23 protein-coding genes are annotated in these 20477 nt (G+C 71.5%); 15 read left to right on the top strand and 8 right to left on the bottom strand.

All coding sequences use genetic code 11. The features are described from left to right. Positions 1–32 precede the first annotated feature (32 nt). The 5 genes from ACIOD2_RS15785 to ACIOD2_RS15765 are packed head-to-tail and all read left to right on the top strand — an operon-like array spanning position 33 to position 2346. Positions 33–350: a helix-turn-helix transcriptional regulator gene (locus ACIOD2_RS15785; protein ID WP_323334564.1), complete on the top strand. Its 318-nt coding sequence runs from the start codon at positions 33–35 to the stop codon at positions 348–350. Beyond that, positions 347–1015, top strand: coding sequence for a permease prefix domain 1-containing protein (locus ACIOD2_RS15780; protein WP_400538388.1), 669 nt, complete (start codon positions 347–349; stop codon positions 1013–1015). Before ACIOD2_RS15785 ends, ACIOD2_RS15780 begins: the two co-directional genes overlap by 4 nt. Further along, entirely contained in the window at positions 1012–1335 is a 324-nt protein-coding gene (locus ACIOD2_RS15775; protein ID WP_323334561.1) for a DivIVA domain-containing protein, read from the top strand. Before ACIOD2_RS15780 ends, ACIOD2_RS15775 begins: the two co-directional genes overlap by 4 nt. Continuing rightward, a complete protein-coding gene (locus tag ACIOD2_RS15770) occupies positions 1332–1790 on the top strand; it encodes an SRPBCC family protein (protein ID WP_400538386.1) in 459 nt (152 codons plus the stop codon). Before ACIOD2_RS15775 ends, ACIOD2_RS15770 begins: the two co-directional genes overlap by 4 nt. Then, positions 1783–2346 (top strand): DNA-3-methyladenine glycosylase I, encoded by a 564-nt coding sequence (locus ACIOD2_RS15765; RefSeq protein ID WP_400538384.1) that lies wholly within the window; start codon positions 1783–1785, stop codon positions 2344–2346. The genes ACIOD2_RS15770 and ACIOD2_RS15765 overlap by 8 nt, the downstream gene beginning before the upstream one ends. A gap of 20 nt (positions 2347–2366) precedes the next feature. On the opposite strand, the gene ACIOD2_RS15760 is transcribed toward ACIOD2_RS15765, so the two are convergent. Next, positions 2367–3161 carry an enoyl-CoA hydratase-related protein gene (locus ACIOD2_RS15760; RefSeq protein ID WP_400538381.1) on the bottom strand — a complete coding sequence of 265 codons (795 nt, stop codon included), beginning with the start codon at positions 3159–3161 and terminating at the stop codon, positions 2367–2369. A gap of 198 nt (positions 3162–3359) precedes the next feature. Here ACIOD2_RS15760 and ACIOD2_RS15755 point away from each other — a divergent pair, with 198 nt between their 5' ends. Both ACIOD2_RS15755 and ACIOD2_RS15750 read left to right on the top strand, forming a co-directional pair. After that, entirely contained in the window at positions 3360–3527 is a 168-nt protein-coding gene (locus ACIOD2_RS15755; protein ID WP_005155393.1) for a DUF3117 domain-containing protein, read from the top strand. A gap of 90 nt (positions 3528–3617) precedes the next feature. Next, on the top strand, positions 3618–5081 hold the full coding sequence (locus ACIOD2_RS15750) for a leucyl aminopeptidase family protein (RefSeq protein ID WP_400538375.1): 1464 nt from the start codon (positions 3618–3620) through the stop codon (positions 5079–5081). A 625-nt stretch (positions 5082–5706) separates the two neighbouring features. Here the strand turns inward: ACIOD2_RS15750 and ACIOD2_RS15745 are convergent. Next, positions 5707–6615, bottom strand: coding sequence for a LysR family transcriptional regulator (locus ACIOD2_RS15745; RefSeq protein ID WP_400538373.1), 909 nt, complete (start codon positions 6613–6615; stop codon positions 5707–5709). 62 nt (positions 6616–6677) lie between these two features. Here ACIOD2_RS15745 and ACIOD2_RS15740 point away from each other — a divergent pair, with 62 nt between their 5' ends. Further along, a complete protein-coding gene (locus ACIOD2_RS15740; protein WP_400538371.1) occupies positions 6678–7859 on the top strand; it encodes an MFS transporter in 1182 nt (393 codons plus the stop codon). A gap of 1 nt (position 7860) precedes the next feature. Here the strand turns inward: ACIOD2_RS15740 and ACIOD2_RS15735 are convergent, their stop codons facing one another. Beyond that, the gene (locus ACIOD2_RS15735; RefSeq protein ID WP_400538369.1) at positions 7861–8505 is read right to left on the bottom strand and encodes an O-methyltransferase; all 645 of its coding nucleotides are present in this window, start codon (positions 8503–8505) and stop codon (positions 7861–7863) included. A 190-nt stretch (positions 8506–8695) separates the two neighbouring features. Here ACIOD2_RS15735 and sigE point away from each other — a divergent pair, with 190 nt between their 5' ends. The 4 genes from sigE (at position 8696) to tatB (ending at position 12633) form a co-directional block, all read left to right on the top strand. Further along, positions 8696–9310, top strand: coding sequence for an RNA polymerase sigma factor SigE (sigE, locus tag ACIOD2_RS15730; RefSeq protein WP_400538367.1), 615 nt, complete (start codon positions 8696–8698; stop codon positions 9308–9310). Then, complete coding sequence (locus ACIOD2_RS15725; RefSeq protein ID WP_400538364.1) at positions 9307–9972, top strand: anti-sigma factor family protein; 666 nt, start codon at positions 9307–9309, stop codon at positions 9970–9972. The genes sigE and ACIOD2_RS15725 overlap by 4 nt, the downstream gene beginning before the upstream one ends. A gap of 655 nt (positions 9973–10627) precedes the next feature. Further along, on the top strand, positions 10628–12145 hold the full coding sequence (locus ACIOD2_RS15720; protein ID WP_400538362.1) for a trypsin-like peptidase domain-containing protein: 1518 nt from the start codon (positions 10628–10630) through the stop codon (positions 12143–12145). Between the two features lie 77 nt (positions 12146–12222). Continuing rightward, the gene (gene tatB, locus ACIOD2_RS15715; RefSeq protein ID WP_400538359.1) at positions 12223–12633 is read left to right on the top strand and encodes a Sec-independent protein translocase protein TatB; all 411 of its coding nucleotides are present in this window, start codon (positions 12223–12225) and stop codon (positions 12631–12633) included. A 156-nt stretch (positions 12634–12789) separates the two neighbouring features. Here tatB and ACIOD2_RS15710 read toward each other — a convergent pair whose 3' ends face one another. Genes ACIOD2_RS15710 through ACIOD2_RS15695 form a run of 4 tightly spaced genes read right to left on the bottom strand, consistent with a single transcriptional unit; the run spans position 12790 to position 16668 of the window. Then, a complete protein-coding gene (locus ACIOD2_RS15710; RefSeq protein ID WP_400538357.1) occupies positions 12790–13935 on the bottom strand; it encodes an Mrp/NBP35 family ATP-binding protein in 1146 nt (381 codons plus the stop codon). Positions 13936–13945: 10 nt separating this feature from the next. Beyond that, positions 13946–14455, bottom strand: coding sequence for a DUF1003 domain-containing protein (locus ACIOD2_RS15705; RefSeq protein WP_400538355.1), 510 nt, complete (start codon positions 14453–14455; stop codon positions 13946–13948). Continuing rightward, positions 14448–15746, bottom strand: coding sequence for a magnesium transporter MgtE N-terminal domain-containing protein (locus tag ACIOD2_RS15700; RefSeq protein ID WP_400538353.1), 1299 nt, complete (start codon positions 15744–15746; stop codon positions 14448–14450). Before ACIOD2_RS15700 ends, ACIOD2_RS15705 begins: the two co-directional genes overlap by 8 nt. Before the next feature lie 10 nt (positions 15747–15756). Then, positions 15757–16668 (bottom strand): aminoglycoside phosphotransferase family protein, encoded by a 912-nt coding sequence (locus ACIOD2_RS15695; RefSeq protein ID WP_400538352.1) that lies wholly within the window; start codon positions 16666–16668, stop codon positions 15757–15759. 92 nt (positions 16669–16760) lie between these two features. On the opposite strand from ACIOD2_RS15695, the gene ACIOD2_RS15690 reads away from it, so the two are divergent. Next, entirely contained in the window at positions 16761–17648 is an 888-nt protein-coding gene (locus ACIOD2_RS15690; RefSeq protein WP_400538350.1) for a slipin family protein, read from the top strand. Positions 17649–17652: 4 nt separating this feature from the next. Here ACIOD2_RS15690 and ACIOD2_RS15685 read toward each other — a convergent pair whose 3' ends face one another. After that, entirely contained in the window at positions 17653–18345 is a 693-nt protein-coding gene (locus ACIOD2_RS15685; RefSeq protein ID WP_400538347.1) for a DUF4190 domain-containing protein, read from the bottom strand. Positions 18346–18540: 195 nt separating this feature from the next. Between ACIOD2_RS15685 and ACIOD2_RS15680 the strand changes: the two genes are divergently transcribed. Together ACIOD2_RS15680 and ACIOD2_RS15675 are read left to right on the top strand one after the other, a co-directional pair. Then, positions 18541–19737 (top strand): acyl-CoA dehydrogenase family protein, encoded by a 1197-nt coding sequence (locus tag ACIOD2_RS15680; protein ID WP_400538344.1) that lies wholly within the window; start codon positions 18541–18543, stop codon positions 19735–19737. 121 nt (positions 19738–19858) lie between these two features. Further along, positions 19859–20377: a general stress protein gene (locus tag ACIOD2_RS15675; RefSeq protein WP_400538342.1), complete on the top strand. Its 519-nt coding sequence runs from the start codon at positions 19859–19861 to the stop codon at positions 20375–20377. The last annotated feature ends 100 nt before the right edge of the window (positions 20378–20477 follow it).

Raw genomic sequence — 20477 nt, 5'->3', positions numbered from 1 at the left:
ATGTAGCCAGTCGACGTGTAGACTGCGTACTCATGAAGGCGGACACCTTGCGCGGGCACCTCGACGCCCTGCTGCTGGCCGTGCTCGACGGCCGGAAACTGCACGGCTACGCGATCATCGAGGCGCTGCAGCTGCGCAGCGACGGCGCGCTCGACCTGCCCACCGGCACCGTCTACCCGGCGCTGCGCCGGCTCGAGCGGGCCGGCTGGCTGACCAGCGAGTGGGACGTCGTGTCCGGGCGCAAGCGGCGCACCTACCACCTCACCCGCTCCGGCGAGCAGGCCCTGGCCGCCGAACGCACCGAGTGGCGGGAGTTCACCACGGTCATCGGGGGAGTGCTGGGCGCATGATCGACGAGTACCTGGGGGATCTCGACCGGCGCCTGCACGGCTGCGGCAAGTTCAAGGCCGACCTGCTGGACGAGGCGCGTGACGGCCTCCACGACGCGGCCGACGCCTACCGCGCCGGCGGCTGGACCGACGAAGACGCCGAACGCCGCGCCGTCGCCGACTTCGGGCCCGCGGCCGTCGTCGCCCGCGACTACCAGGCCGAGCTCGGGATGCTCAGCGGCGTCCGGACGTTGTGGAAGCTCGTCATCGGCGTGCCGCTGATGCAGGCGTCCTGGGACTACGCCCGGATCCTCACCTACGGCGCCTGGACACAGCTGCCGACGTCGACGCCGGAGTGGTACCGGGTCGTCGCGCACACGACCCACGGCGCGGTGTTCGTCGTGCCGGTCATCGGCCTGCTCGCGCTGCTCGGCACCCGCTGGCTCAGCCGCCGCATGGACGCCGTCCGATTGGCCCGGTTCAGCGGGATCCTGATCGCGCTGGCCGTCGGGATCAACCTCGCCTCGGTCGGCCTGCTGATCGGCTCGACCGGCTTCGTCGACGTGTCCCGGCTGTTCCTGAGCGTGCCGTGCGCGGTGCTGATGGTCGCCTGGGTGCTCCTTTCGCTGCGGCTCGTCGTGCTCGCGAGACGGTCGTGGGGCGGGTATGCCACGATCGTCGCGTGACGACCGCGCTGATCTACCTCGTAGTCATGCTGCTGGTGGCCGCCGTGGTGTTCCTCCTGGCCGCGGTCGTGTTCGGCCGGGGTGAGGAGCTCGCCCCGCTGCCGCCGGGCAGCTCGCCCACGCGCCTGCCCGCCGAGGACATCACCGGCGATGACCTGGAGGACGTGCGCTTCCAGCTGGTGCTGCGCGGTTACAAGATGTCCGAAGTGGACTGGGTGCTGCGCCGCCTCGGTGTCGAGATCGACGAGCTGCGCACCCGGGTGGCCGAGCTGGAGCAGCGCGAGCACGAGCGGGAGAGCTCGCCCGAGGCCGCCCAGTGACGGACCTGGTGCTGTCCGTCGACGTGGGCGCGCCGGCCGGGACGACCTGGCTCGCGCTCACGGACTGGACGCGCCAGGGCGAGTGGATGCTGGGCACCGACGTCGAGGTGACCGAAGGCAACGGCCGCAGTGTCGGCTCGCGGATCTCGGCGTTCACCGGGCTCGCCGGGATCGGGTTCACCGACAAGATGGAGATCACCAGCTGGGAGCCGCCGGTGCGGTGCGCGGTCCGGCACGTCGGCAGCGTCGTCCAGGGCACCGGGGTGTTCCAGGTGATCCCGAAGGACGCGACGCGCTCGACGTTCGTCTGGGCCGAGCACCTGCGGCTGCCGTTCGGGCCGCTGGGCCGGCTCGGCTGGCCGGTCGTGCGGCCGGCGTTCGCGCTGGGGGTGCGCCAGTCGCTGCGGCGGTTCGCGCGGTTCGCGGAGGACTATTCGGTGGGCGGGCATGACTGAGCTGATCGGCACCGACGGCGTCGCGCGGTGCAGCTGGGGCAATTCGACCCCGGACTACGCGGCCTACCACGACGAAGAGTGGGGCACGCCGCTCCACGGGCAGGACGCGCTGTACGAGCGGCTGTGCCTCGAGTCGTTCCAATCGGGACTCTCGTGGATCACGATCCTGCGCAAGCGCGAGAACTTCCGGAAGGCGTTCAAGCAGTTCAAGCCCGCGAAGGTGGCGAAGTTCGGCGACGCCGACATCGAGCGGCTGATGCAGGACGCCGGGATCGTGCGGAACCGGGCGAAGATCCTGGCGGCGATCAACAACGCCCAGGCGATCGCGGCGCTCGACGTCCCGCTGGACGACCTGCTGTGGTCGTTCGCGCCCTCTTCGCACAAGCGGCCGCGGACGATGGCGGACGTCCCGGCCATCACCGACGAGTCGAAGGCGATGGCGAAGGAGCTGAAGAAGCGCGGCTTCGCGTTCCTCGGCCCGACGACGTGCTACGCGCTGATGCAGGCCACCGGCATGGTCGACGACCACGTCCGAGGCTGCTTCCGGGCGGGCTGAACCCGGAAGCAGCCCGGCGCCTACTTGCCCTGGAAGCTCGGCTTGCGCTTGCCGACGAAGGCTTCGACGGCCTCGCTGTGATCGGCGGTCGCGCCCAGCGCGGTTTGGGCGGCGTCCTCGGCGGCCAGCGCTTCCTCGAACGTCGACTGCGCGGCCAGGTTGAGCACGCTCTTGATCTTCGCGTACGCCACGGTCGGCCCGGCTGCGAGCTTCGCCGCGACCTTCTGGGCGCGCGCCGCCAGTTCCGCGTCCGGCACGACCTCGCCGACCAGGCCCAGCCGCAGCGCCTCGGCCGCGTCGACGGTCCGGGCCAGCAGCATCAGCTCGGCGGCGCGGCCGTAACCGACCAGCCGCTGCAACGTCCACGACGCGCCCGAGTCCGGGCCCAGCCCGACGTTGGCGAAGGCCATCAGGAACGACGACGACTCGGCGGCGATCCGCAGGTCACTGGCGTAGGCGAAGGCCGCGCCGGCCCCGGCCGCGGTGCCGTTGATCGCCGCGATGACCGGCTTCTCCATGGCCACGATCGCCTGGACGATCGGGTTGTAGTGCTCCTTCACCGTGTGTAGCGGGGCGGGGTCACCCGCTTGCAGCAGTCCCACGTGCTCCTTCAGATCCTGGCCGGCGCAGAACGCCTTGCCGGAACCGGTCAGCACGACGGCGCGGACGCTCTCGTCGTCCGCCGCCCCGCGCAGGGCCGCGAGCAGTGCTTCCTTCAGCTCGACGGTCAGCGAGTTGTACGCCTGCGGCCGGTTGAGGGTGAGGGTGCGCACCCCGTCGGCGTCGGCGGTCAGCAGGACGTCGGATGTGGTCACGTCTTCTCCTTGCGCTGAAACATCGGTCGTCCGAGACTCTCACACCCCTCGCGGGCCGCATACCAGCACCGATACGGCGGCAAAAGATCGGTCCGCTGATGCGCCGAGGCGCTGATAGGGGACAATGGACGGTAAGACCCGGCTGGCTTTCACGCGAGCGCGACCCGGGCGCGCCGGTTGAGACGGAGGGAGCACGCTATGGCGGCCATGAAGCCCCGGACCGGAGATGGTCCCCTCGAAGTGACTAAGGAGGGGCGGGGCCTCGTGATGCGCGTACCGCTCGAGGGTGGCGGGCGACTCGTCGTCGAACTCTCCGCGGAGGAAGCGAAAGACCTCGGCGCCGCGTTGCAGGAGGTCACTGGCTGAGCCGGCCCCCGAAAACCGTCCTTCCGTCGCACCCCGGTCTCCCTTCGGAGGCCGGGGTCGCGGTTCCTCTGCGCCCGAAGGTTGCTCACTGTGCGTAATCCGCTACCCCCCGTTCCGACGAACCTGCTCGACATCGAGGTCGCGGGCGACCTTCGCCGCGGCGCCCCGACGGTCCGGCTCGTCACCGCCCCGGCCGAGGACGTCGAAGCAGAGCCGTTGGAGATCGGCGGTGTCCGGATCACCGGCAAGGCGGGCGACGTGCAGACGGTCACCGGCGACGGTCCCCGCTGGGTCGCGGGGCTCGGCGACGGCGAGCCGAAGCAGTACCGGAAGACCGGCGCGGCCCTGGTCCGCGCGGTGAACGCGGGCCTGGCGGACGACGTCGAGAACGGCGGGAAGGCGTTCCGCGCGGCGCAGCTCGTGCTGCCCGAGGAGGCCTCCGGTGAGCACGTCACGGAGCTGGCCTTGGGGCTGCTGCTGGGTGGTTACCGCTTCAAGGTGTCCACTGAGGACCCGAAGCCGACCGTGCGGACGCTGCGGCTGGTGACGCACGACCGCGCGGTGGCGGCCTTCACCGAGGCCGTCACGCGCGCGACGGCACTGGCCGCCGCGACGGCGCTGACCCGCGACCTCGCGAACACACCCTCGAACGTCAAGTCCCCGGCGTGGCTCGCGGAGACCGCGGCGAAGGTGGCCGGCCCCGGCGTCGAGGTGGCGGTCCGAGACGAGAAGTGGCTGGCGGAGCAGGGCTTCGGCGGAGTGCTGGCCGTCGGCGGCGGTTCGTCGCGGCCGCCGCGGCTGATCGAGATGACGTACAAGCCGGCGGGTGCTTCGAAGCACCTTCTGCTGGTGGGCAAGGGCATCACGTTCGACACGGGCGGCCTGTCGATCAAGCCGGCCGACGGCATGCACCTGATGCGCACCGACATGGCGGGCGGCGCCGCGGTGATCGCCGCGACCCGCGCGATCGCCGAGCTCGGGCTGCCGGTACGGGTGACCGCGCTGGTGCCGGCGGCCGAGAACCACGTGTCCGGCTCGGCGTACCGGCCCGGCGACATCGTCCGCCACTACGGCGGCCGCACGACCGAGGTCGGCAACACCGACGCCGAAGGCCGCATGGTCCTGGCCGACGCGCTGGCGTACGGCATCAAGAAGTACGGCCCGGACCTGATCGTCGACGCGGCGACGCTGACGGGCGCGATGAAGGTCTCCCTCGGCCTGCGCACGGGCGGCTTCTTCGCATCGGACGACGCGCTGGCGACGTCGGTCGTCGAGGCGGGTTCGCGGGTGGGCGAGGCGTGGTGGCGCATGCCGCTGGTGGAGGACTACGCGGAGAACGTCCGCGGCGAATTCGGCGACGTCCGCCAGACCCCGGCCGGCCCGGGCAGCATCACGGCGGCGCTGTTCCTGCGCGAGTTCACCGAGGGCCTCCCGTGGGCCCACCTGGACATCGCGGGCCCGGCAAGGTCGGAGAAGAACTACGACGAGGTGGTCCCGGGAGCAACGGGCTTCGCGGCCCGGACGATGGTGGAGCTGGCAGCCTCACTGGGCTGAGCCTCACTGAGCTGAACCGCGCTGGGCGGTGGAGCGAGCGCGGCCTTATCCACAGGCGGCGCGAGTTGTGGACAACTCCCTGCGCCCGGCGGCTTTCGGCGGCTTTCGTCGGGGGCCGCCGATAGACTGGACTCGGGGACGCCCCCCAGGGACGGGCGGGGGAGTTTCCCGCGGCGGCCTGCTCACTTGCGCTCCGCCGCCGACAGTTTCGGATGTCGTGAGGGGCACCTTTAGGGACGTATAAGCCCTGAGGGTGCCCCTCACGGCTTTGGTGCGCCGTTGCCAGCACGTGGGCGCCGGAAGGCGGGGGTCGTAGGTTTGCCTGCGCGCAAGACCAGGCCGGTTGTCCGTGATGGCGGCGGGGCCAGCGCGCGCCGCCGCCGACTGCTTCGGGTGTCGTGAGGGGCACCTTCAGGGATTTAGAAGCCCTGAAGGTGCCCCTTCACGGCTTTTGGTGGGCCGTAGTCAGCACGTGGGTGCCGGAAGGCCGGGGCCGTAGGTTCGCCTGCGCGCCAGACCAGGCCGGTCGTCCGTGATGGGCGGCGGAGTCAGCGCGCTCCGCCGCCGACTGCTTCGGGTGTCGTGAGGGGCACCTTCAGGGACTTAGAAGCCCTGAAGGTGCCCCTCACGGCTTTTGGTGAGCCGTGGCCAGCACGTGGTCCCGGAACGCCGTCACCGCCGGGGTCGCGGGCTCGCCCGCGCGCCAGACCAGGCCGATCGTCCGGGACGCCGGCGGGGCCAGCGGGACCTCCGCCACCCCCGCCGGCGTGCCCGGGCCGAACCGTGGCAGCAACGCCACGCCCAGCCCGGCCGCGACCAGGCCGCGGACCGTGTCGGACTCCTGGCCCTCGAACGCGATGCGGGGTGTGAACCCGGCTGCCGTGCACAGCTCGTCCGTCAGGGTGCGGACGCCGTAACCCGGCTCCAGCAGCACGAACTCCTCCTCCGCCAGCTCGGTCATCCGCACCTGCCGCCGCCCCGCGAGGCGGTGGCCCGTCGGGACCGACAGCAGGATCTCCTCCTCGGCCAGCCCCGCCGAGACCAGCGAAGGCGCGTCCGAAGGCAGCGGCGCCAGCAGCGCCAGGTCCAGCTCGCCGCCCGCCAGCCGGTCGAGCATGTCCTGCCGCGAGCCCTGGACCAGCGTGAACCGCACCCGCGGGTACCGCGCCCGGTAGCCGCGCAGCAGCGACGGCACCAGCGACCGCCCCAGCAGGTGCAGGAACCCCAGCACGACGTGCCCGGACTCCGGTGCCACCTCCTCGCGGGCCAGCCGGACGCCGGTGTCGACCGCCGCCAGAGCCCGTTCGGCCGCCTCGGCCAGCAGCTCCGCCGCACGGGTGAGCCGGATGCCGCGGCCGTCGGGGACGGTCAGCGGCGCGCCCAGGGCGTCGGCCAGCGCCGCGATCCGGCGGCTCACCGTCGGCTGCGGGACGCCCAGCAGTTCGGCCGCGCGTGTGACGTTCCCCGTAGTCCGCAGCGCGACGAGCAGCCGCAGGTGCGGCGCGAGCTGCGCGGACAGCGAGTCATGCATCATCGGATGGATTATGGCTCACAAGTGTATTAGACGTATTGGTTAGCTCTGCTTACTTTCAGTACGTGACCACCACCCGCCGAGTCAAGACCGCCGTCGCCGCGGCGGGGATCTCTTCCTTCGCCCTGCTCTACGCCCCGCAGCCGGTGCTGCCGCAGCTCGCCGCGCAGTACCACCTCGACCCCGGCGGCGCGGCGCTCGCGGTGAGCGTCGCGACCGGCGCGCTCGCCATCGCGGTCCTGCCGATCGCCGCGCTGTCCGAGGTGGTCGGGCGGCGGCCGGTGATCGTGACGTCGGTGGTGGCCTCGGTCGTGTTCGGGCTGCTCCTGCCGCTGATGCCGACGTACCCGGCGCTGCTGGTGCTGCGCGCGCTGCAGGGCATCGCGATCGCCGGCTTCCCCGGGGTCGCGGCCGCCTACCTGGCTGAACGGCTCGGCCGCGCGGGCGTCGCCGCCGCCGTCGGCGCGATGATCGCGGGCAACACCGTCGGCGGCATGCTCGGGCGGCTGTCCGCCGGCTTCTCCGCCGGGCCACTCGGCTGGCGCGGCGCGCTCTACGTCGTCGCGGGCATCGGCGCGGTGTGCGCCGCGATCACCGTCGTGACGCTGCCGCCCGGCACGGCTCGCGGGAAGGTGCAGCTCAAGGGGGTCGCGGCGGGCCTGCTGACGGCGGTGCGCCGCCCGGTGCTGCTCGCGCAGTACGCCGTGGCGCTGCTCGCGATGGGCTCGTTCGTCGCGCTCTACAACGCGGCCGGGTTCCGGCTGACCGGTGATCCGCTGAACCTGTCCCCGGCGATCGCGTCGCTGGTGTTCCTCGCCTACGCGACCGGCTCGGTCTCCTCGGCGGCGGCCGGACGGCTGGTCGCACGCGTCGGACGCCGTCGCGCCGTGATCGGCTCACTGCTGCTGATGGCCGCCGGGGCGGTGCTGACCCTGCCGGACTCGTTGCCGGTGGTCATCGCCGGTTTCCTGGTGCTGACCTGCGCGTTCTTCGCCGCGCACGCGGTCGCCAACGGCTGGGCGGCGGCCGACGCCCCCGAGGACGCCCGAGGCCAGGTCGGCGGCATGTACACGGCGACGTACTACCTGGGCAGCAGTGTCGGCGGCGCGATCGGCGCGTCCGTCTACGGCCACGCGGGCTGGGGCCGGCTGATCGCCCTGGTGGCGGTCTGGCTCCTGCTGGCGGCGGCCGCGGTGGGCGCCGGCACCCGGGTGCGCGCGCAGCGGCGCGAACTGGTGGCGAGCTGAGTCAGATCGCCGCGGCCACGAGAAGCCCGCCGCCCACCGGCAGCAGGGCCGGGACCAGGCGTTCGTCCTCGCGGAACGCGCGCGCGACTTCGCGCAGGGCCAGTGTCTCCGGGTCGCGGCGGGACGGGTCGATCACCCGGCCGCCGGCCAGGACGTTGTGGAACGCGATGATCCCGCCGCGTCGCAGCAGCGAGACGCCCAGCTCGTAGCAGCCCGGGTACTCGATGTGCGCCGAGTCGACGAAGACCAGGTCGTAGCCACCCGGCGTCAGCCGCTGCAGCACGTCCAGCGCCCGGCCGACGATCAGCCGGGTCCGGCCCGGCGCGTAGCCGGCCTCGCGGAACGTCGCGCGCGCGGCGCGCTGGTACTCCGGCTCGAGGTCGATCGAGGTCAGGATGCCGTCGGGGGCCATCCCGCGCAGCAGGCTCAGCCCGCTGACCCCGGCGCCCGTGCCGACCTCGACGACGGCCTTCGCCCGCAGCGTGGCGGCCAGGAACCGGAGGGTCGCGCCGGCACCCGCGCTGAGCGGGTTGCAGCCCAGGTCCTCGGCCCGTGCCCGCGCCGAAGACAGCACCTCGTCGTCGGGCAGGTACCCGTCGACGAACCCGGAGTCGACCGGTGCGGCCGCAGGGGTGGGCGTGTTCACGCACGGAGGTTAGCGCTGGTTGTCGATAAATCCGCGCAGGCTCCCTGGTAAGCACCCGGGAAGAACTTCTCAGCCTGTTCTCAGTCCAGTCTCACTAGAACCATAAGGAACCCCGACAGACTCGAATCCAGACGCACGGGAACACCGTGCCGCCGACCCGCGTTGGGTGGAGCAGACAGGAGAAACGCAGATGGAGGTGCCTGCTCCCACGATGCAGAACGCCGTTGCCGACGCAGACGCGGCTGAGCCCGTGTCCCTGGACGAGGCGGCTTGGACGCCACCGTCCTGGGACGAGGTCGTCCGCGAACACAGCGACCGGGTCTACCGGCTCGCCTACCGCCTCACCGGCAACACGCACGACGCCGAGGACCTCACCCAGGAGACCTTCATCCGGGTCTTCCGGTCGCTGGCGTCCTACAAGCCCGGCACGTTCGAGGGCTGGCTGCACCGCATCACCACCAACCTCTTCCTCGACATGGCCCGCCGCCGCTCGCGCGTGCGGATGGAAGGCCTGCCCGAGGACACCGACCGCATCGTGGGCGACGACCCGAGCCCCGAGCAGGTCTTCTCCGACACCCACCTGGACCCGGACCTGCAGGCCGCGCTCGACGAGCTGCCGCCGGAGTTCCGCGCCGCCGTCGTGCTGTGTGACGTCGAGGGCCTCTCGTACGAGGAGATCGGCGCGACGCTCAACGTGAAGCTGGGCACCGTCCGCAGCCGGATCCACCGCGGCCGTCAGGCGCTGCGCGCTTCGCTGGAGCGCCGGCGCAGTCACGCCCCGGAGTCTGCGAAGGTGTCGGTATGACCGCACCGCGAGGCTGGGCACTCCCCGAGTCGCACCTGCTGCCGGACGCCGTGGTCGCGTTCGTGGACGGCGAACTCACCCACGGTGCGCGTGATCGCGCGGCGTCGCACATCACGCGCTGCGCTTCCTGCGCCGGCGACGTCCAGGCTCAGCGACAGGCCGTCGCCGCCATCCGCGGCGCGGGCGCGCCGTCGATGTCGGCCGGGTTCCTGGCGAGCCTCCGGTCCATCCCGGAGCACACGGAACTGCCCAGCAGCCCCGACAACCTGGCGATCACCGCGGACGGCCAGCTGGTCGCGGTCCAGCGACCCGACCGGGTCGCCGGCCTGCGCGACCAGGGCGTCCTGGGTGGCGTGGCCCCGCTGGGCTCGTCGGCCCCGCTCGGCCAGTCCCCGAACGTCCTGGGCGGCGGCCGCTTCAAGCGCCGCGCGGCGCAGGGCGCGGGCGTGGTCGTCTCCGGGCTGGTGCTGAGCGCGCTGGCCCTGGTCGGAACCACCGCGGACAGCGGCGACGGCACCCCGGACACGGGCGGCCGGGTCCCGCCGAACGGCAACCTGCTCCCGGCCCAGATGGCGGTGCCCCAGCAGGCACCCCGGCCGGCACCGTCGGTGACGTCGACACCGTCGAGCCCGACGGTCGCGATACCGGCCGGCATCCGCTGACACGCTTGACACCCTGAAGGCCACCACGAGTTCGTGGTGGCCTTCGGTGTTTCTGCCTGCAGGTGGCCTGGCGACAGCTCAGCTCGTGGGTCGGTTCACATGCGCACGGACCGGTTCAGGTGCAGGTCCCGGCAGCCGCAAACTGCTCTTGTCCAGGCCCGCGGACCGACAGCGGCCCCCGCCCGTCCCTGGGGGGCTGCCCCGAGTCCAGTCTATCGGCGACCCCCGACGGAAATGACCATTCGCGAGCAGGACGGCGGTTTGTCCACATTGCCGCTTGCCTGTGGACAGCTGGCCCGATTTGGCTGGGGAACGCGCTGTATCGGCTGCGGAGCAGGGGGACCTTGCTAGCGGGTCTGCGGACCCGGCTGTTCCGCTGCGGGCTCGGCCGGCGTCGGGGAGATCGTGCTCGCGGAACCCGGCCAGCACCTGGGAGACGTGTGCCGACTGCCTGCCGAACTCGGAGACCGTGCCGTCCTGCCTGCGAAACCCGGCGTGCTCGACCTGGGAAATCTCGCCGCCCCAGCCTCGGAACCAGGCCTGCCCCACCCCGTGACCCGGCCAAGAAACAGCCACTTCACCGTCGTACCGGCAGACTCGGAGCACTGGGCTTGGGTATCGTCACGCCCAGCCACCTGATCTTCAGCACCGGGGAATGATGACCGAGCCGAACGTGAATCCCGAGCAGCCCGGCGCGCCTGACGCCGACCGGCTGGGTCCGCGGCCGCTCGCGCGGCCGGCCGTCGATCCGGGGCAGGCCGCGGTGTTCGGCAGGCCGCAGGGCGTCGACGGGGCGTTCGACAAGCTCTACGCGCCCAGCAAGGCCAACGGCGTCAAGCTCACGCCGCCCGCACCCGAGTCGCTCGCGGAAGCCTTCAGCCGCCCGCCTGGGGCCGAAGGTGTGCTGCTCGAGCGGCCTCGCGAGGCCGTCGGGGAGGCACCTCAAAGCGAACCGCCGCTGTGGACCGGGTCGGGCGACCCGTGGCGTGATCCGGGGGCCGGGGCCGTCCTCGCCGGGCCCGCGATGCCCGCCGAAGACGAGGAAAAGCCCGCTCGGCGCCCGCCCGGGGCGCTGCTCAGCCTGCCCGAGGTGCTGTTCGGCCGCCGCGTCAAGCCGAAGGCGCTGGTCATGCTCGGCGTCGTGGCGCTGCTCATCGGCGCCGTCGGCGGTCTGGTCGGCTGGTGGGCCGCCGACACCGGCACCGAGCTCACCGGGTCCGCGACGATCTCCGAAGCCGAGGCCGCCAAGGAGCGCCCGGCCGGTTCGGTCTCCGAGATCGCCAAGCGCGTCTCCCCGGCCGTCGTCTCGCTCGAGGTGTTCAAGCCCGGCGCCGAGTCCGGCGAGCAGGGCTCCGGCGTGATGATCGACCCGCAGGGGTACATCCTCACCAACGACCACGTGATCAGCTCCGCCGCCGCGGACCCGAGCGTCAAGATCACCGCGATCTTCATCGACGGCACCCGCACCGACGCCAAGCTCGTCGGCACCGACCCGAAGACCGACCTCGCCGTGGTGAAGGTCAACGTCACCAACCCGACCGTGCTGCAGATCGGCAAGTCCTCGGACCTGCAGGTCGGCGACACCGTGATGGCGATCGGCTCGCCGCTGGCCCTGCAGAACTCGGTGACCGCCGGCATCGTCAGCGCGCTGAACCGGCCGATCACCGCCGGCGGGGACAACGGTGCCGCGCCGGTCACCTACGAGGCCATCCAGACCGACGCCGCGATCAACCACGGCAACTCCGGCGGCGCGCTGGTCGACTCCACCGGCGCGCTCGTCGGCATCAACTCGTCGATCCGCTCGTCCAGCGCGGACGGCGGCAGCATCGGCATCGGCTTCGCCATCCCGAGCGACTACGCGATCAAGATCGCGAAGGCGCTGATCAAGGACGGCAAGGTCCAGCACGCCGACATCGGCATCAACGCCTCCTCGACGGTCGCCGGCTCGTCCACGATGGGCGCGCAGGTCAAGAACGTCGCGCCCGGCGGCCCGGCGGCGAACGCGGGCATCAAGGAGGGCGACGTGATCACGAAGATCGGCAACCGCCTGGTCCGCGACTCCGCGGAACTGACGGTCGCCGTGCGCGCCCACGACGTCGGCGAAGTGGTCCCGGTGTCGCTGGCGCGCGACGGCGCGAGCTTCGTCGTCGACGTAACCCTGGCTTCCGACTGAGTTCGGACGTTCGGCCTGCCGGAGCGCGGCCGACCACGAGTACCCTGGGCGGGTAGGTTCCGAGCGGAGGTTGACGGGTGTTCGACAGTGTCGGATGGGGGGAGATCCTCGTCCTCATCATCGCCGGTCTTTTCATCCTCGGCCCGGAGCGGCTGCCCGAGGCGGCGTCCTGGCTCGCGAAGAGCGTGAAGAAGGTCCGCGACTTCGCGACCGGCGCCAAGGAGCAGCTCCGCGAGGAGATGGGCCCGGAGTTCGACCAGCTCCGCAAGCCGCTCGAAGACCTGCGCGGGCTGCGCAACTTCGACCCGAAACGCGTGGTGACGCAGCACCTCTTCGACGGTGACAGCGACCCGCTCGGCATCAAGGGCATCACCAACGGCGGCTCCAACGGGACCACCAACGGCTCGAACGGCTACACCGCGGCCCCGGCCGCGCCGGAGCCGCTGAAGCCGGGCGAGCGCCCCCCGATCGACCCGGACGCCACGTAACCCGGCCGGCTGTGGACAACCGCACCGCACCCGCTTGAGCGCGCCCGAAACCGTCGGTGCCCTGCGGTAGCGTGGAATCCGGGGGGCGGGCCCCAACCCCCGAGCACACCGAAGGCCACTCCCCGCGACGGGAAGTGGCCTTCGAAACGGAACCGCTCAGCGTCCCGCGGGCGTCACGTTCAGCATCATCCCGGCCAGCCCGCGCGCCCGGACCGTCAGCTTCTTCGCCGCGTCCTTCAGCACCAGCGAAGCCGGGGCCTCCGGGTCCGACAGCACCAGCGGCGTGCCCGAGTCACCCTGTTCACGCAGGCGCGGGTCCAGCGGCACCTGGCCCAGCAGCGGGACGTCCGAGCCGATCGACTTCGTCAGCGAGTCCGCCACCGACTGGCCGCCGCCCGAGCCGAAGATCTCCAGGCGAGAGCCGTCTTCCTGCTCCAGCCACGACATGTTCTCGATGACCCCCGCGACGCGCTGACGCGTCTGCAGCGCGATCGCGCCCGCGCGCTCGGCCACCTCGGCCGCCGCCTGCTGCGGGGTGGTGACGACCAGGATCTCCGCGTTCGGGATCAGCTGGGCCACCGAGATCGCGATGTCGCCGGTGCCCGGCGGCAGGTCCAGCAGCAGGATGTCGAGGTCGCCCCAGAACACGTCCGCCAGGAACTGCTGCAGCGCGCGGTGCAGCATCGGGCCGCGCCACACCACCGGGGTGTTGCCCGGGGTGAACATGCCGATCGAGATCACCTTCACGCCGTGCGCCTGCGGCGGCATGATCATCGTGTCGACCTTGGTCGGCTTCTCGCGGGTGCCCAGCATGCGGGGGATCGAGTGGCCGTAGATGTCCGCGTCGACGACGCCCACCGAGAGCCCGCGCTGCACCATCGCCGCGGCCAGGTTCACCGTGACCGACGACTTGCCGACGCCGCCCTTGCCGGACGCGACGCAGTACACCCGCGTCATCGAGCCCGGCTGCGCGAACGGGATGACCGGTTCGGTGGTCTCCCCGCGCAGCGACTTCCGCAGCTCGGTGCGCTGCTCGTCGTTCATCACGTCGAGCTCGACCCGGACGTCGGCGACGCCGGGGAGCTTCGAGACGGCTTCCTTCGTGTCGTTGGTCAGCGTCGCCTTCAGCGGGCAGCCGGCCACGGTCAGGTAGATCCCGACGGTGACCACGCCGTCGTCGCCGACGACGACGTCCTTCACCATCCCCAGGTCCGTGATGGGTTTGTGGATCTCGGGGTCTTGCACGCTCTTCAGCGCGCTGCGGACGTCGTCGACGCTGGGGAGCTGCTGAGTGCTGGTCACCCCGTCCATGTTACGAGCCGGTAGGAGTGCGGTCGGCCTTGGCCTTCCGTGGCTTCACCGACAGGTCCTCCCGCAGCCGGTCCAGCTCGCTGCGCAGGTAGTCCCGGGTCGCCACCTCGCCGACGGCCAGCCGCAGCGCCGCCAGCTCCCGGGCCAGGTACTCCGTGTCGGCCTTCGTCTGCAGGGCCCGGTTCCGGTCCTCTTCCAGCGAGACGCGGTCGCGGTCGTCCTGCCGGTTCTGCGCGAGCAGGATCAGCGGCGCCGCGTACGCCGCCTGCGTCGAAAAGGCCAGGTTGAGCAGGATGAACGGGTACGGGTCCCACTGCAGCGACACCGCGGCGAGGTTCATCGCGATCCAGACGATCACGAGCAGCGTCTGCCAGAACAGGTACTTCCCGGTGCCCAGGAACCGGGCGACGCGCTCGGTGAGCCTGCCGAAGGTGTCCGGATCGATGTTCAGCTTGAACCGGTTCTGGCTGCGTGGCTGGTCCAGCCGCCGTCCGGACGTCAGTTCAGGCACGCTCGGCCTCCAGTTGTTCGCCGGTCTCGCCGGTCGTGTCGTGCAGCCCGGTCTCGCGCCAGTCCTCGGGCAGCAGGTGGTCGAGCACGTCGTCCACGGTCACCGCGCCGATCAGGTGGTCCTCGCTGTCGACGACCGGTCCGCAGGTCAGGTTGTAGGCCGCGAAGTAGCGCGTGACCTCGGGCAGGGTCGCGTTGGGCCGCAGCGCCGCCAGCCCGGTGTCGACGGCGCTGGCCACCAGCTCGGCCGGTGGTTCGCGCAGCAGCCGCTGGAAGTGCACGACCCCGACGAAGCGCCCGGTCGGCGTCGCGGTCGGCGGGCGGCAGACGAACACCATGCTGGCCAGCGCCGGCGGCAGCTCGGCGTTGCGGATGTGTGCCAGCGCCTCGGCGATCGTGGTGTCGGGCGTGAGGACCACGGGCTCGGGGGTCATCAGGCCGCCCGCGGTGTCGGACGAGTAGGCCAGCAGCCGCCTGACCGGCGCCGACTCCTCCGGCTCCATCAGCTCCAGCAGCCGGCTCTGCTCGGCCGGGGCCAGCTCGGCGAGCAGGTCGGCGGCGTCGTCCGGGCTCATCGCCTCGAGGATGTCGGCCGCGCGCTCCTCGGCGAGGTAGGACAGCAGCTCCTTCTGGTCGTCGTCGGGCAGCTCTTCGAGGACGTCGGCGAGGCGCTCGTCGTCCATCGCGTCGGCGACCTCGTGCCGGCGCTTGAGCGGCAGGTCGCGGATCGTCGCGGCGACGTCGACCGAGCGCATGGTGTCGAACAGCATGAGCAGCTGCCCGGCGCCCTGCTGCTGGCCGGTGATGTCGGTCAGGCTGAGCCCGGCCACCTCCGCCCACGGCAGCACCTGCATCGCCGAGCGGCGGCGGCCCAGCCCGATCCGCCGCTCCCGGATGGCGAGCTTCGCCAGCACCCAGTCGCGGGTGCGGGTCGGCTCCATCCCGGCGTCGACGACGGTGACGCGGGTGTCCGACCCGGCCAGCGTCGCGTGCGCGTCGAGCAGCTGGCCGAGCACCAGGACCTCGTTGGGCCGCTGGTTGAACTGGCGCATGTTGACCGAGCCGGTGGCCAGCGTGATGGCGCTCGGCTCGATCGCGGTGACCCGCAGCATCGGCACGAACACCCGCCGCCGGGTGGTCAGCTCGACGACCACGCCGAGGATCCGCGGCGGCTGCGTGTCGAGGCGCAGCCCGGCGACGAGGTCGCGGACCCGGCCGATGGACTCGCCGTCGGGGCCGAACACCGGCAAACCCGACAGCTGAGCTGCGAAAACCCTGTTGACCCCGGCCATGGCGCCGACCTTATCGGCTGGCCGCCCACGCGGCGATTTCCGGCACTGTGACGAAGGCCGGGTCGTCGCTGTCTTCGCCGTGTTCGGCGGACTCTTCGACCCTCCAGAGCCAGTTCTGCACGGCCCGCACGAGCGTCCAGGCCCGCGCCTTCCCGGCGTCGAGCTCCTGCGACGCGACGATCAGCGCCAGCCGTTCGTCCAGTGTGGACTCGGTGAAGCGGTTCCAGAACAACGGGATCACGGCGTACTCGAGGTCGCCGGCCAGCGGCTTGGGGTCGATGACCAGCCACGGCTCCCGCCGCCCGGCGAGCACGTTCTGGAAGTGCAGGTCCTCGTTCACCAGCGCCGATCCCGACGACGGCCCCAGCTCGCGGCAGATCGCGACGGCGTCGTCGACGAGCCGCCGGTCGAACGGCCCGCCCAGCTCGGCCCAGCGTCGCGGAAGCTCCTCGACCAGCCTCGAAGCCTCCCCGCGCACACTCCGGGACAGCTGCGGCGGCGCGGGCACGGCGAGGCGCCGCGCCAGCTCGCCCAGGACCGGGATCGCCTCGCGCAGCGGGAGGTCGTCGAGCGTGCGCCCGGCGTCGAGCCGCTCCAGCAGCAGAACGCCGTCCCCGGGCGCGGAATCCAGCAGCAGCACCGCACCCCGACCGGCCCATGTGGACAGTGCGACCGGCTCGTCGGCCGATTCGCCGTCGCGCCAGCCGAGCTTCAGCACCACCGGCGTGCCGTCGGGCAGGCGCGCGGGCTGCACGACACCGACGTAACCGTGCATCGCCTCACCTTCGAACGTCAGCCCCCACTTACGGGCGTACCCGGCGGCGAGGGCCGGCAGGGCGGCGAGCCAGGGGACGGCCGCGGGGCCGAGCACGCGGGGCGCCCTGGCGGCGAAGACCGGGGGCACGCGGAGATCGTTCACCACCCCAGTCTGGCCGCCGCGTCCAGCGCGTTTCGCCATGGTGCCCACGGGCGTACGCTGGGTTTTCAGGGGAAAACCCAACCCCGGGAGCAGCCATGGTGGTGGAGATCGTCAGTGCCGTCGTCGTACTGGGCGGAGCCTGGCTCGCGGCCGGCGTGCGCGTCGTCAAGCAGTACGAACGCGGCCTCATCTTCCGGTTCGGCCGGGTGCGGTCCCGGGTGCAGGAGCCCGGCCTGAAGCTGCTGGTCCCGTTCGTGGACCGGATGCAGAAGGTCAACATGCAGATCGTGACCATGCCGGTGCCCGCGCAGGACGGCATCACCCGCGACAACGTCACGGTCCGGGTCGACGCGGTCGTCTACTTCAAGGTGATCGACCCCGTCGTCGCCGCGGTCAACGTGCAGGACTACCGGGCCGCGGTCGGCCAGGTCGCGCAGACGTCCCTGCGCTCGATCATCGGCAAGAGCGAGCTCGACGACCTGCTCTCGAACCGCGAGCACCTCAACGAGGGGCTCGAGCTGATGATCGACAGCCCGGCGCTGGACTGGGGCATCCACATCGACAAGGTCGAGATCAAGGACGTCGCACTGCCCGAGGCGATGAAGCGCTCGATGTCCCGGCAGGCCGAGGCGGAGCGGGAACGCCGGGCGCGTGTCATCTCCGCCGACGGTGAGCTGCAGGCGTCGCACAAGCTCGCGCAGGCCGCCGCGACGATGGAGGACACGCCGTCGGCGATGCAGCTGCGGCTGCTGGAGACGGTGGTCCAGGTGTCGTCGGAGAAGAACTCGACGCTGATCCTGCCGTTCCCGGTGGAGCTGCTGCGCTTCCTCGACGCCCACACGCCGAAGGCCCCCGCGGCCCCGGCGGCGCCCGTCGCTCCGGCGCCGGAACCCGAAGCGGTGGAAGCGAAACCGGAGGCGAACGGGCACGGGACGCCGTCGCCGCGCACCCCCGGCGACGCGGCGCTGCCGGCGGCGGACTAGCCGCCTAGCTGTCGAACTGGCCGTTCACGCCCAGGATGATGAAGGTCGTGAAGAAGCCGACCAGCAGGGCGATGACGACGTAGCCGACGATCACGGCGCCCAAGGCGACGCCGCGGCCGCCGCCTTCGCCGCGGTTGGTGCGGCTCAGCGCGATGTGGCCCATGATCAGCCCGGCGATCGCCGTGACGCCGGCGGAGCAGAAGCCGAGGATCGAGCAGACCAGCGCGCCGATGGCCAGCGCGTTGTCCTGGGAGCGCGGGGGCATGGTGTACGGCGGCCGCGCGTAGGGCGCGGGCGGTGCGTACGGCGCGCCGTAGGCCGGCGGGTACGGCTGCTGCACGTAGGGCTGGGGGTAGGGCTGCTGGGGGTAGGCCTGCTGCGGGTGACCCGGTGCCGCGTACGGCGTGCCGGGGATGTGCGCCGCGGGCGTCTCGTACGCGCCGGGCGGGAGCCCGGGGTCTGCCGAAGCCGTCGGGTCCGAGTCTGGCGCGGTGGTGCCGGACGTGTCGGCGACCGTCGTGTCGGTGTCGGCCGAGGTGGTGTCGGAGACCGTGGTGTCCGGGACCGTGCTGTCGAAGGTCGGGTCCGCGGTCGCAGGCGGCTCGTAGGACGCCGGGTCGTACGACGACGGCTCGGTGTTCGACGGCGGGTCGTACGACGTGGACGGCTTGTCCTTGTCGCCGGACGGGTCGGTCATCAAGGGCCCCCTCGGTGCGTGCAGGTCCTCAACTTAGCCGGTCAGCGGCAGGCGCCGTCGGCGCCCGCCGGGCAGATCCGCGAGCCCGCGGACCCGGCGGGCGTGAGCGCCCTCATAGCAGGGTGGCCCGTTTCGGGTCATACTCACCGGTAACCCAGCGCCGGGAGCGGCGTCGTAACCGGAAAGGGAGCCGTGATGGCCCGTCTCGCCCAGACCGCCGGCCTGTCCGACGTGCAGTCGGAGATCCTCGCGACCGTCCGCTCGTTCGTGGACAAGGAGGTCATCCCGCACGCGCAGGAGCTCGAGCACTCCGACACGTACCCGGCCGACATCGTCGAGGGCATGAAGGAGATGGGCCTGTTCGGGATCACCATCCCGGAGGAGTACGGCGGGCTCGGCGAGTCGCTGCTGACCTACGCGCTGGTCGTCGAGGAGATCGCGCGGGGCTGGATGAGCGTGTCCGGCGTGATCAACACGCACTTCATCGTGGCGCACATGATCGCCCGCCACGGCACCGAAGCGCAGAAGCAGCACTTCCTGCCGCGGATGGCGACCGGCGAGGTCCGCGGGTCCTTCTCGATGTCCGAGCCGGACCTCGGCTCCGACGTCGCCGCGATCAAGACGCGCGCCAAGAAGACCGGCGACGGGTACGTCATCGACGGCTCGAAGATGTGGCTGACGAACGGCGGCTCGTCCACCCTGATCGCGCTGCTCGTGAAGACCGACGAAGGCGCCGAGAAGCCCCACCAGAACCTGACGACGTTCCTCGTCGAGAAGCCCGAGGGCTTCGGCGAGGTGGCGCCGGGACTGACCATCCCCGGCAAGATCGACAAGATGGGCTACAAGGGCGTCGACACCACCGAAGCGGTGTTCGACGGCTACGAGATCGGCGCGGACATGGTCCTCGGCGAGGCGCCGGGCAAGGGCTTCGCGTACATGATGGACGGTGTCGAGGTCGGCCGCGTGAACGTCGCGGCCCGGGCGTGCGGCATCGCGATCCGGGCGTTCGAGCTGGCGGTGGAGTACGCCCAGCAGCGCAAGACGTTCGGCAAGGCGATCGCCGAGCACCAGGCCGTGGCGTTCAAGCTGGCCGAGATGGCGACCAAGGTCGAGGCGGCCCACCTGATGATGGTGAACGCGGCCCGGCTCAAGGACTCGGGTGAGCGCAACGACGTCGAGGCGGGCATGGCCAAGCTGATCGCGTCGGAGTACTGCGCCGAGGTCACGCAGGACTCGTTCCGCATCCACGGCGGTTACGGCTACTCGAAGGAGTACGAGATCGAGCGCCTGATGCGCGAGGCGCCGTTCCTGCTGATCGGCGAGGGCACGAGCGAGATCCAGAAGACGATCATCAGCCGCGGCCTGCTGCGCGAATACAAGTCCCGCTCCTGAGGTTCCGGCGCCGGATTGTCTCTGTATCGACAATTCGGCGTCCGGCCTTTCGGGGTAAGCGGCTCGCACGGCCCGGGCGTTCTTGACAAGATGGACGCCCAGGACCACGAGGGCGCAGGTGATGATGGTGAGTAGTCCCTTCGGCGGGGGCCGGGCGCCCGGCAACCTGCCGCGGTTGCCGACGCCGCCCACCGGCTGGCCGATCGGGTCCTACGCGACCTACAGCGAGGCGCAGCAGGCCGTCGACTTCCTCGCCGAGAGCGAGTTCGCGGTCACCGACGTCACCATCGTCGGCGTCGACCTCATGCTGGTCGAGCGGGTGATCGGGAAGCTGACGTGGGGCCGCGCCCTGGCCGCCGGCGCCTTCTCGGGGGCCTGGTTCGGCCTGTTCGCCGGGCTGCTGCTCGGGATGTTCGTCAACCAGGGCTTCGCGCTGCAGGTGCTCACCGGGCTCGTGCTGGGCATCCTCTCCGGGCTGGTGTTCGCCGCCATCGGCTACGGCATGTCCCGGGGGCGGCGGCGGGACTTCTCGTCGGCGAGCCAGCTGGTGGCCGGCCGGTACGACGTCCTGTGCCAGCCGCGTTCGGCCGAGCAGGCCCGGGAACTGCTGGCGAAGCTCGCGCTGAAACCGCCGTCGTGAGTTTTCCCGTCAATATCAGGGGATAATCACAGTTCGGCATGCACTGGCCTGAATCGTTACCGATACTGCTTGCGGGGTGTGATCGCCCGGCATAAGTTGT

This window comes from Amycolatopsis sp. NPDC088138 (assembly GCF_044741685.1).
GTDB lineage: Bacteria > Actinomycetota > Actinomycetes > Mycobacteriales > Pseudonocardiaceae > Amycolatopsis.
Note: the sequence above shows the minus strand (reverse complement) of the source record. Positions and strands in the feature narration are given on the sequence as shown.